The 8,803-nt window shown below is 70.4% G+C and carries 10 protein-coding genes, 1 tRNA gene and 1 pseudogene; 8 read left to right on the forward strand and 4 right to left on the reverse strand.

What is annotated here, in order from left to right:
* Both CCS38_RS34930 and CCS38_RS34935 read right to left on the reverse strand, forming a co-directional pair.
* Positions 1-1,209 (reverse strand): serine/threonine-protein kinase (locus CCS38_RS34930; RefSeq protein WP_223737641.1); only part of this gene is annotated, 1,209 nt, incomplete at its 3' end.
* Positions 1,210-1,295: 86 nt separating this feature from the next.
* Positions 1,296-1,841: a helix-turn-helix domain-containing protein gene (locus tag CCS38_RS34935; protein WP_030259400.1), complete on the reverse strand. Its 546-nt coding sequence runs from the start codon at positions 1,839-1,841 to the stop codon at positions 1,296-1,298.
* Positions 1,842-1,958: 117 nt separating this feature from the next.
* Here CCS38_RS34935 and CCS38_RS34940 point away from each other — a divergent pair.
* Positions 1,959-2,031, forward strand: a tRNA-Ala gene (locus CCS38_RS34940).
* Between the two features lie 192 nt (positions 2,032-2,223).
* Here the strand turns inward: CCS38_RS34940 and CCS38_RS34945 are convergent.
* Positions 2,224-2,943, reverse strand: coding sequence for a DUF5324 family protein (locus CCS38_RS34945; RefSeq protein ID WP_223737642.1), 720 nt, complete (start codon positions 2,941-2,943; stop codon positions 2,224-2,226).
* Positions 2,944-3,468: 525 nt separating this feature from the next.
* Here CCS38_RS34945 and CCS38_RS34950 point away from each other — a divergent pair.
* Positions 3,469-3,996 (forward strand): peptidylprolyl isomerase, encoded by a 528-nt coding sequence (locus CCS38_RS34950; protein WP_223737643.1) that lies wholly within the window; start codon positions 3,469-3,471, stop codon positions 3,994-3,996.
* A 153-nt stretch (positions 3,997-4,149) separates the two neighbouring features.
* Positions 4,150-5,079: a rhomboid family intramembrane serine protease gene (locus CCS38_RS34955; RefSeq protein ID WP_223737644.1), complete on the forward strand. Its 930-nt coding sequence runs from the start codon at positions 4,150-4,152 to the stop codon at positions 5,077-5,079.
* Positions 5,080-5,408: 329 nt separating this feature from the next.
* Here the strand turns inward: CCS38_RS34955 and crgA are convergent, their stop codons facing one another.
* Positions 5,409-5,666: a cell division protein CrgA gene (crgA, locus tag CCS38_RS34960; protein WP_223737645.1), complete on the reverse strand. Its 258-nt coding sequence runs from the start codon at positions 5,664-5,666 to the stop codon at positions 5,409-5,411.
* Positions 5,667-5,808: 142 nt separating this feature from the next.
* Between crgA and CCS38_RS34965 the strand changes: the two genes are divergently transcribed.
* The 5 genes and pseudogenes from CCS38_RS34965 to CCS38_RS34985 form a co-directional block, all read left to right on the forward strand.
* On the forward strand, positions 5,809-6,579 hold the full coding sequence (locus CCS38_RS34965) for a DUF881 domain-containing protein (protein WP_223737646.1): 771 nt from the start codon (positions 5,809-5,811) through the stop codon (positions 6,577-6,579).
* A gap of 39 nt (positions 6,580-6,618) precedes the next feature.
* The gene (locus CCS38_RS34970; RefSeq protein WP_223737647.1) at positions 6,619-7,329 is read left to right on the forward strand and encodes a class E sortase; all 711 of its coding nucleotides are present in this window, start codon (positions 6,619-6,621) and stop codon (positions 7,327-7,329) included.
* A 71-nt stretch (positions 7,330-7,400) separates the two neighbouring features.
* Positions 7,401-7,577 (forward strand): hypothetical protein, encoded by a 177-nt coding sequence (locus tag CCS38_RS34975; protein WP_030259378.1) that lies wholly within the window; start codon positions 7,401-7,403, stop codon positions 7,575-7,577.
* Positions 7,574-8,212 carry an aminodeoxychorismate/anthranilate synthase component II gene (locus CCS38_RS34980; RefSeq protein WP_223737648.1) on the forward strand — a complete coding sequence of 213 codons (639 nt, stop codon included), beginning with the start codon at positions 7,574-7,576 and terminating at the stop codon, positions 8,210-8,212. The genes CCS38_RS34975 and CCS38_RS34980 overlap by 4 nt, the downstream gene beginning before the upstream one ends.
* A pseudogene (locus tag CCS38_RS34985) lies at positions 8,209-8,803 on the forward strand (class E sortase); the annotation flags it as partial. The gene CCS38_RS34980 and the pseudogene CCS38_RS34985, both read left to right, overlap by 4 nt.

Raw genomic sequence — 8,803 nt, forward strand, 5'->3', positions numbered from 1 at the left:
CTGCGCACCGGGCGCGGCGTGCTGCGCACCCGGTACGGAGGGCGTCGGGGGCTGCGCACCGGGGCCCGCGGGCGCCGGTGCAGGAGCGGGGACGCGTGGCTGTCCGACGGTGTACGGCCGGGTCTGCGGCAGGTCCTGCTGCGCCGCGGCGGTCGGCTCGTATGTCCGCACAGGTGGCGCGTACGGCTGTACCGGTGGTGGGTACGGCTGCGCACCGGATGGCGGGAGGGGCGTCGGCGTGGGAGTGGGGCCGGGCGGCTCCTGCGGGACGGGCGGTGCCGACGGGTAGCTGCCGGTACCCGGCGTCCAAGGAGCGTTCACCGGACCACTGCCCGGTCCACCGCCGCCCTGCACACCGCCCTGCGCGCCGCCGCTCGGTCCCCTGCCCGGTGCGCCGCCGTCCGGCCCGTCGGGCCCGTACCCCGTGGGCAGCGGCCCGATGTGGTCGAAGACCTCGACGATCTCGTCCTCGACCGTCTCCTCGGGCAGCAGCTCCACGGCCGAGAGAACGGCCTTGCGGGCGCCGTTCGCCGTCTTGAAGCGGGCGTCCGGGTCGGGTTGCAGCAGTCCGGCCAGTACCTGCCACAGCGGCTCGGGCACGCCCTCGGGCGCGCCGGGCACACCGTGCTGCGTGAAGTGGTCGACCAGCGCCTGGGAGTCCGGCTTGCTGCCGGTCAGCAGGTACAGGGCGAGCAGGCCGACCGCGAAGAGGTCGGCGGGGAAGTCCGGTTCGGCGCCCAGCAGTTGCTCGGGCGCGAAGTAACCGGGCGTCCCGACCACGTAATCGGCCTCGGTGAGCCGCGGCTCGCCCTTGCGCATCGAAATGCCGAAGTCGGAGACGCGCACATGAGGCCGCCCGGTGCCGGTGGCCTCCAGCAGGATGTTGGCGGGCTTGATGTCCCGGTGGACCACGCCCTCGGCGTGCACCGCGGCCAGCCCCGAGAGCACCTGGTCCAGCAGCAGGCACACGTAGCGCGGCGGCAGCGGGCCGTAGTCGCCCACCAGGTGCGCCAGCGAACCGCCGTTGACCAGGTCCATGGTGAACAGGACCTTGTCGTCGTTGGCGGCCCAGCTGGCGGGCGCGACCACGTGCGGGTGATCGATGCGCAGCGCCTGTTCCCGTACGAAGCGCAGCAACGTGTGCGCGTCGCTCTGCTGGAGCACCTTCGCCGCGACGTAGCGCCGGCGCCGCGTCCGCTCCCTCGACAAGCTGCCTGTGCTTGGCTGATTCTGGTGCGCTAAGTGACTGGTTCCGGACTGCTTCCGGACTGGTTCTGGTCGTAACCGGCCCTGGATCAGTTCTGGTGCGCTTCGTAATGGGCCACCGCGTCGGCGGTCCGGCCCGCCCCGTAGACCCGCAGGAACTCTGCCAGTTCGGGGTGGGTGGCGGAGAGGGAATCCGCGGCCTCGATGATGTCTCCGGCCGCCGCGACGGACCGCAGCAGCGACTGGATCTCGCGCACGACGCGACGCACGGTGGTGGCCCCCGTGGTGGCGGTCTGCGTCGTGTTGTTCAGCACCGAACCGCCCGCCGTCTTCTTGATCTCGTCCATCCGGTCGGTGGCCTCCGCCGCGGACACGCTGCCGTCCGCGACCTGGCTGGACAGCTCCTGGAGCGCCTGTACGCGCTGGACCACGGCCGGGTTCCCGATCTTGGCGCGCTGGCCGCTCATCAGCTGCGACAACATGGGCGCCGAAAGGCCGAGCACAGCGGCGAGACGGGCCTGATTGAGCCCCAGATCGTCGATGAGGCGACGGAAGAGCGCCCCCAGCGGCTCTCCGTACCAGCTGCGCTGCAGCTCCCGAGCGCGCGCGGTGGCTTCCTGCTGTGCTGCATCCATGGCGTCTCCCCTTCGCTTCGCTGCCGCGAATCTCGCGAAGCATCCTACGGAGAGCAACCGCCCGGAGCGATACCCGGTCGGGAAAGCGAGCGGGTACCGGGTACTCTGGTGCGCGACGGGGCCTTAGCTCAGTTGGTAGAGCGCTGTCTTTGCATGGCAGATGTCAGGGGTTCGACTCCCCTAGGCTCCACTCTCAAAAGGTCATCCGACCTGCGGAAACGCTGGCTGGGTGGCCTTTTTCGCTGCCGGAATCCGTCGCCCGGGTTCCGGTGCCCCGGTTCCGTTGTCCGGGTCCCATTGCCCGGGCACGGACCCGGGGGACAGAAAAGCCCCCCGAGCTGCGGGAAGCGCTCGGAGGGCGTTCTGCGGTCCGGCGGGTGGCTTACGCGCGGCCGCCGCCGTCGTGTTCGTCTGCTTCGGATTCCGCCTGCTTGGCCTGTACCTCGGGGTCCAGGACCGCGCCGGGGCTGCCGTCCACGGCGCTGAGCGGGGCGCGCTCGCCGACCTCGGTGGCGGCGGGCGGCTCGACCAGCCAGTCGGGGTTGGCCTGCTTGTCCCACCACTTCCACGCGGCGAAGGCGCCGCCGGCGAGGATGCCGAGGAGGGTGAGCCGCTTGACGGCCTTGCCGGTCCGGGCCCGGCGGCGGTGCTTCTTGGCGAGCTTCTCGATCTCGGCGGCGGTGACCTGTCCGCGCAGCGCCGCCACGGCCGCTGCTCCGCGCAGCATGGCCTCCTCGCGGGCGGGCTCGGCGGCGGCACGGGCACTGCGTACCGCCTTCTCCACCCGCGGCGCGGTGTAGTCGGTGGCCTGACGGGCGGCCTTACGGGTGCGGGCCGCGGCCTTCGTGGCGGCGGCGTCCACCTTCGGGGGCAGCGCGCCGCGTGCGTGCTCCAGTCGTGGCTGCAGCCGGGCGTCGTACTGATGACGCGCCTGATGGGCGGCCTCGGTCACCTTGGGGGCCAGTTTGGCGCGCGCCTCGTGCGTGAGGTGCACGGCGGTGTCCTTGGCCGTGCCGGCATACGGGGCCACCACCTCCGCGGCGTGCCGCACGCTGTCCTTGGCCGTTCCGGTGGCGGCGCGCACGCTGTCCTTGCGGGTCACGGGATCCTCCTCATCGGGTGGCGTGTCCGGGCTCGGGGGCGCTTGCCCACGTCTGCAGTGACGCCTCTCCGCCCGCTTGGAGATCATGCCTGCAAGGCGGATGTACGGCATGTGCTGGCGGGCATCCGGGTCAATGCGGACTTCGGGCGCCTTGTGATGACAATGCCACGGTTCGGCGCGGAGCGCGCCGCTTCGGCGGCTTCCGGCCGAGGTATCGGGATTCGGCGGTTTCTCGCCCCCTGTCAGCGGGCTTTCTGCCGTCGGTCGGGGTCTGTCTGCGGTCTGTCCGGAGACGTGTCTGCGGTTGGGGTCGGTCCGGTCCGTGGTCGGCGTCGGTCCACGCGGTACGGACGTACGGTCGCCGGCCGGACCGGAATGTACGGGTCCCCACTGGTCGGCGGCGAAAACCCCACCAGAGGGGGGAAATCAGTGCGAACGTCGGGCATGAGGTGGCGGGCGGGGGACGGGCGCGCCCGTTCGTGCGAGGATCGGGAACCGTCAGTGAAGACTTATGGAAGGTAGATCGTGGCTGAGCAGCTCTACGCCACCCTGAAGACCAACCAGGGCGACATCGAACTTCGGCTTCTGCCGAACCACGCCCCGAAGACGGTCAAGAACTTCGTCGAACTCGCCAAGGGCGAGCGGGAGTGGACCAACCCGGCGACCGGACAGAAGTCCACGGACAAGCTGTACGACGGCACCATCTTCCACCGGGTGATCAGCGGCTTCATGCTCCAGGGCGGCGACCCGCTGGGCAACGGCACCGGTGGTCCGGGCTACGAGTTCGGCGACGAGTTCCACCCGGACCTCGCCTTCGACCGTCCGTACCTGCTGGCCATGGCCAACGCCGGCCCGGGCACCAACGGCTCGCAGTTCTTCATCACCGTGGCCCCGACCGCGTGGCTGACCGGCAAGCACACCATCTTCGGTGAGGTCACCAACGACGCGAGCAAGAAGGTCGTGGACGCCATCGCGACCACCCAGACCAACCCGCGCACCGACCGTCCGGTGAACGACGTGGTCATCGAGCAGGTCGTCATCGAGACTCGCTGAGTCCCGCTGAGTTCCGCCGCACGAGGACCTCGCCGCCACCCCTGCCCGCGGCCTGCCGCGGGCGGCGTGGAACCATAACGCCCCGCCCGGTCGTAGACCAGGCGGGGCGCGCAGCTTGTCAGGGCCGTGCGCCATTCAGGACGAGGGGAAGCGATGGAGCAGGCGCCAGGCAATCCGCAGGGACCGCAGGACGCCCACGGCGGAAATGGTCCGTCGGAGGACGGAAACGGTTCGCCGCGCTGCTACCGCCACCCCGACCGGGCCACCGGCATCAGCTGCACCCGTTGCGAGCGGCCCATCTGCCCGGAATGCATGGTCAGCGCCTCGGTCGGCTTCCACTGCCCGGAATGCGTCCGCGGCGGCAGCGGAACCGGTCACGCACCGGGCGCGAGCCGCCCGCGTACGGTCGCCGGCGGTGCGCTCACCGCCGATCCGCGGCTGCTCACCAAGATCCTCATCGGCGTCAATGTCGCGGTCTTCGTCGCGGCCATGGTCACCGGTGACCGGTTCGTCAACGCGCTGGACCTGGTGGGTCTGGCCTTCGATCCCGGCTCGCTGGGGCTGGTCGGCGTCGCGCACGGCGAGTGGTACCGCCTGATCACCGCGATGTTCCTGCACCAGCAGGTCATGCACATCGCGTTCAACATGCTCTCGCTGTGGTGGCTGGGGCCGCCGCTGGAGGCGGCGCTCGGCCGGGCCAGGTTCCTCGCGCTGTACTTCCTCGCCGGGCTCGGCGGCAGCGCCCTGTCGTACCTGCTCGCCGCGCAGAACCAGCCGTCGCTGGGCGCCTCCGGCGCGGTCTTCGGGCTGCTGGGCGCCACGGCGGTGCTGCTGCGCCGGCTGAACTACGACATGAAGCCGGTACTGATCCTGCTCGGCCTGAATCTGGCCTTCACGTTCCTGTGGCCGAACATCGCCTGGCAGGCACACGTGGGCGGCCTGGTGGTGGGTGCCGCGGTGACGTACGCCATGGTGCACGCGCCGCGCGGCCGCCGGAACGCGGTGCAGGCCGCGGCCTGCGTACTCGCACTCCTGGTGATCGTCGCGGTGGTGTGGATCCGCACCCTCCAGCTCACCGGCTGACCTCGGGCCACCCCGGCCGGGGAGCCCGCTCATCACCCACAGGAGTCACACAACTCCCGCCGAGTCTCCTGGACACCCGGCCGGAGTGATCGCCCGTTCACTTGTCCACAGCTCGTGTCGGCCCCTGTGCGCACCGTGCAGAATCCCGGCAAGGGGGGCCGCTGCAGGGACGTTTCCCCAGTACAGCGCGGGGATACGGGCCACCGGCGATGCCTGCCGCCGGTGTGACCGGCGTCAACCCCACAGGGGTTATCCACAGATCTTCTGAAGTTTTCCCCGGCTGTGGATAACCGTGTGGATGGCCTTGGGTACAGCTTGCGCTCGGGGCGCTACTTCCACTGCGTGGAGACGCCGAAGCCGACGGCGATGAAGCCGAAGCCGGCCACGATGTTCCAGTTTCCCATCGACTTGATGGGCAGGTCACCTTCGGTCACGTAGAAGCACACGATCCACGCCAGCCCGATCAGGAACATCGTCAGCATCAGCGGCGCCACCCAGCTCCGCCCCGAGCTCAGCTTGATCGAGGTCTGCTTCGCCGACGGCGGCGGCGTGAAGTCGTCCTTCTTGCGGATCCGTGACTTCGGCACGAGGAACTCTCCTGTCGATGCGCTGCGTAACCGCGCGGATGTACAAAGGCTGGCACCGGGCGGGAGGCGTCGGGGATCGGGTGCTCCCCCCGGGCGTCCGTTAGCGTAGTGCTTCCGCGGCGTCGTAAGGAGTAAGGGTACGTTGAGCAATTCCGCTGACTCCCCCGGCCGCCGCTCTCGTTTGCGGCTGCGCCCCGTACGACTGTTGACGCTTGTCGTCTTCGCGCTGGCCGGGCTGCTCTTCTGGATCAGTTTCGACACCGCGCGCGGCACGAACCTGCGCTCGGACGACTCGATGCTGCGGCTGTCGGACCTCATCCAGGACCACAGCCAGAAGAACAAGATCCAGGACGAGCGGAACGCCTCCCTGCGCTCGGACGTCGACCGCCTCGCCGGCAAGGACAGCGGCAGCACCGACGCCGACAAGGCCCGGGTCGACGCGCTGGAGAAGAACGCGGGGACGGAGAAGGTGAGCGGCCAGGGCCTGACCGTCACCCTCACCGACGCCCCGCCCAACGCCACCGCCCAGATCCCCGGCGTGCCCGAGCCGCAGCCCAACGACCTGGTCATCCACCAGCAGGACCTGCAGGCCGTGGTCAACGCCCTGTGGCAGGGCGGCGCCAAGGGCATCAGGGTCATGGACCAGCGGCTGATCTCCACCAGCGCGGTCCGCTGCGTCGGCAACACCCTGATCCTCCAAGGCCGCGTCTACTCGCCGCCCTACACCGTCACCGCCGTGGGTGACCGCCAGGCGCTGACCGACTCCCTGAACGCCTCACCCGCCATCCAGAACTACCTCCAGTACGTCGAGGCGTACGGCCTCGGCTGGAAAGTCGAGCCGCACGGGGCGATGACTCTGCGCGGCTACTCCGGCACAGTGGATCTCCACTACGCACAGCCTGTGAAGCCGTAGCGCGCTCCGGCGCGCCGGAGCGGAGAGGGCGGGGCCGGGATGGCGAGCGGGACGACGGTGCGGTGGATCGTGCGGACGTTCAGCGAGCTGTGCCTCACCGTCGGCAGTCTGATCGTCCTCTTCGTGGTCTACGTGCTCTTCTGGACCGGCGTACGGGCCGACAGCGCCATGGACGGCGAGCTCGGCCGGCTGCAGGACCGCTGGTCCACGGGCCCGGTCGCGGCTGCCTCGCCCGCTCCCGATGACGACAGGCCGCGGGAGCCGGTACGGCCCGCCTACCGCGACGGGGAGCCCTTCGCCGTCATGTACATCCCGCGCTTCGGCCGCGACTGGGCCAAGCCCGTCCTGGAGGGCACCGCCACCGGCACGCTGAAGAAGGGCCTCGGCCACTATGCCCGTACGGCACGCCTCGGCGGGACCGGAAACTTCGCCGTCGCGGGCCACCGCCGCACCTACGGTGATCCCTTCAAGGACTTTCCCCGGCTGCGGCCCGGCGACGCGGTCGTGATCAGTGACGGCACGACGTGGTTCACGTACCGCATCGACAAGCGGCCCTACCGCACCTTGCCGAGCGACATCGGGGTCATCGACCCCGTACCGCGTGCATCGGGCTACGACGGTCCCGGCCGTTACCTCACCCTGACGACCTGCGAGCCGGAGTGGGGGCACAGCCACCGGCTCATCGTCTGGGCGCACCTGGACGCCACCTCACCCGTGGCGGAGGGACGTCCGGCGGCATTGCGCAGCTGAGCCCCATGGCCAGAGCTCGCCCCTTACTCTGGTGGGGCAAATGACAACTGGCATCGGCAAGTAGGGACAGCATGTACGGCTGGATCTGGCGGCATCTGCCGGGCAACACATGGGTGAAGGCACTGATCTCGCTCGTGCTCGCGCTGGCGATCGTCTTCCTGCTCTTCCAGTACGTCTTTCCTTGGGCGGAGCCGCTGCTCCCCTTCAACGACGTCACGGTGGATCAGGGAATGGAGGCCGTCCGATGAGCGCGAGGATCCTCGTCGTCGACAACTACGACAGCTTCGTCTTCAACCTCGTCCAGTACCTCTACCAGCTCGGTGCCGAGTGCGAGGTGCGGCGGAACGACGAGGTGGAGCCGGGGCACGCACAGGACGGCTTCGACGGCGTCCTGCTCTCGCCGGGCCCGGGCGCGCCCGAGCAGGCCGGCGTCTGCATCGACATGGTGCGGCACTGCGCGGACACCGACGTGCCGGTCTTCGGCGTGTGCCTGGGCATGCAGTCGATGGCGGTGGCGTACGGCGGTGTCGTGGGCCGCGCCCCCGAGCTGCTGCACGGCAAGACGTCGCTGGTGACGCACGAGCACAAGGGCGTCTTCCAGGGGCTGCCCACGCCGTTCACGGCGACCCGGTACCACTCCCTGTCGGTCGAGCGGGACACGCTGCCGGACGAGCTGGAGGTCACCGCCTGGACGGAGACCGGCCTGGTGATGGGCGTGCGCCACCGCGAATCGCGGGTGGAGGGCGTGCAGTTCCACCCGGAGTCGGTGCTGACGGAGTGGGGCCACGGAATGCTCGCCAACTGGCTGGTCGAGTGCGGCGACGAAGGAGCGGTGAAGCGTTCGACGGGGCTTGCCCCCGTGGTCGGCAAGGCCGGCGCGTGACCGCACTCCGCCCCGAGCGCGAAGGCACGTCGTCGTACGGTCCTCATGATCCGTACGACGGCTCTGCCGCGTTCGAGGCGGCCGTCGGGCAGCTCGGCGATCCCCTGACGGACCCCCTGCCCGGCGGGAACGAACAACCGCACCAGCAGTACTACGAACCGCCGCAGTACGAGGATCCGGCCGTCGGGTACGAACCGACTGCGGCCTACCCGCAGGTCCCACCGTCCCCGAGCTATCCGCAGTTCTCGGCCTACGAACAGCCCGGGGCGTACGCGTACACCCCGGAGGACCCGGGCGCGTACAGCGAGGCGGCGCTTGCGTCGGCCGAGACGCTCATCGCCCCGGTCGTGCCGTCCCTGCCCGCCGACGACGCGACGGCGGCGCCGCGGCAGGACGACGAGACGATGGCGCTGCGGCAGGCGGACGCGAAGGCCGTGAAACGGCCCGAGGACGCTGTTTCACGTGAAACAGCGCCTCCGGCCCCCGGCGGCCGCGCCGCGCGGCGCAGAGCGGCGCAGGCGGCCGCCAAACAGGGCGGCAAACGTGCCCGCCGCCCCGGCCCGGCCGCGGAGGGCGCCAGACGGGGCGGCA

Source organism: Streptomyces purpurogeneiscleroticus, assembly GCF_020024005.1.
GTDB classification, from domain to species: Bacteria; Actinomycetota; Actinomycetes; order Streptomycetales; family Streptomycetaceae; genus Streptomyces; species Streptomyces purpurogeneiscleroticus.